Genomic DNA, 1683 nt, shown 5'->3' on the forward strand with positions numbered 1-1683 from the left:
ATACCGTCGATATCCATATCGGCTGATCCCATCATGAAGTCAACGTGAACCAATGACTCGTTCTGGCCCTTTGCTTGACGCGCAGCGACGTCCATTTGGGTGCCACCCTTCAAATTGAATGGGTATGCTGCACCAAGTGCCAAGTGGTCAGAAGCATTTTCATCAATCAAAGTGTTGTAGAAAACAATGCCTGATTGTGAAATTGGTGACGGATCTGGTACCAATGATACCTCACCCAAAGATGAAGCACCTTCGTCAGTCTTGATCAATTGTTGTAGGACTGCTTCGCCGGTTGAGGCATGCGCTTCCGTGACGTGGCCATCAACGAACGTTAGCTTGATATCATTAATCAAAACGCCTGCGTATGATAATGGCTTTGTTGACGTTACGGTACCGTGAATGTTGCGGTAGTCAGGGGAGGTGAAGACTTCCTCAGTTGGCATGTTAGCGACGAACATGTTACCAGCCTTGTCAATTGAGTCAGCAGCTTCCCACACGTGATCCTCGGCTAACCCAACTGTTAAATCCGTGATGGGTGAGCTGTAGTGTAACTCCTTGAAGTTCAAATCGTTGAGCCATTGCGCCTTTTCTTTCAAAGTATTCACATGGGCCATCCAGTCAGCGATGACGTCGTTTGCAACCCCAACGCGAGTGATCTTGAAGATTTCTTCCCAAAGACGGTCAGTTGCAGCTTCACCCTTTAAATCAGGGAAAACTTTTTCAGCCCAGGCTTCACCAGCCGCGGCAACAACTAACCATGACACATCATTATTCATCGTGGCCTTGCGAACGGCTTGATTAGCGCGTTGGTAGGCTTGTTGGTAGGCCGAAACGCGATCGCCATCAACAGCACCAAGACCATCTGGATCGGCAGAAATCAGTGAAATGCGCGTCGTATGCTTCGCCATCAATTCTTCAGCGCGAACAGATACCCAAGTGGGGATGTTCGTCAAAGAATCGTTGTTGGCGTGTTGCAAAAATTCACGTTGCACATGAATGTCCTGCCATTCAATCATGACGTTGTTTGCGCCACGTTTGTAGGCCGAGTCCACAATTTTGTGCACCAAAGGCACCTGTGCGACATCCGCATAGATGACAATATCTTGTCCCTTTTGGACATTAACCCCAACTGACGTAATTAAGTCAGCGTACTTTTGTGATAACAAATCAAAATTTTCTAGTGTCATCTGTTGCACCCCGTTGTTTATTAAGATGTTCTCATTTTACCTGAAAAATTTGGAATACAAAATAGGTAAGGGGTGTTGTTCATGAAATCGCAACAAGTCGGCTAAATGCTTTTACGCTAAATGTTTGAAACCGTTTCCACAAATTGTTGTATTTTTCTAATATAATGAATTATTAGTAAGTAGCCTGACAGAGAAAAACGGGGATTGAAAATGTCACAGGTACTATTAGCAGAGCGGATTAATGCGCTCCGGGATGAAAAAAATATAACGGTTGAAGATATTGAAAGAGCCGGCATTTCAAGGTCACGATACTATCGGTTTGTACGTGGTGAGACACAAATCTCAGTAGTGGATTTATCTCGCTTATTAAAGTTATTAGCAGTGTCGTTTTCAGAATTGTTTGCGGGTGTAATTGCTGATCCGTATCAGCTGAGTATTGGCGACTTAGCAAAATGTACGGAAACTGAATTACGTCAAAAACAGGCGGAAATTGCAC

Annotated in this window: 2 protein-coding genes; one reads left to right on the plus strand and one right to left on the minus strand. The window is 44.6% G+C overall.

From position 1 onward, the window contains the following. A partial coding sequence (locus tag WEIDD23_RS00335; protein WP_242865348.1) for an aminopeptidase occupies positions 1-1187 on the minus strand: 1187 nt, incomplete at its 3' end. Between the two features lie 210 nt (positions 1188-1397). Between WEIDD23_RS00335 and WEIDD23_RS12640 the strand changes: the two genes are divergently transcribed. Further along, positions 1398-1683: helix-turn-helix domain-containing protein (locus WEIDD23_RS12640; RefSeq protein ID WP_156469529.1), on the plus strand; the 286-nt coding region annotated here is incomplete at its 3' end.

The sequence above is a fragment of the Weissella sp. DD23 genome, assembly GCF_001579105.1.
GTDB lineage: Bacteria > Bacillota > Bacilli > Lactobacillales > Lactobacillaceae > Weissella > Weissella cibaria.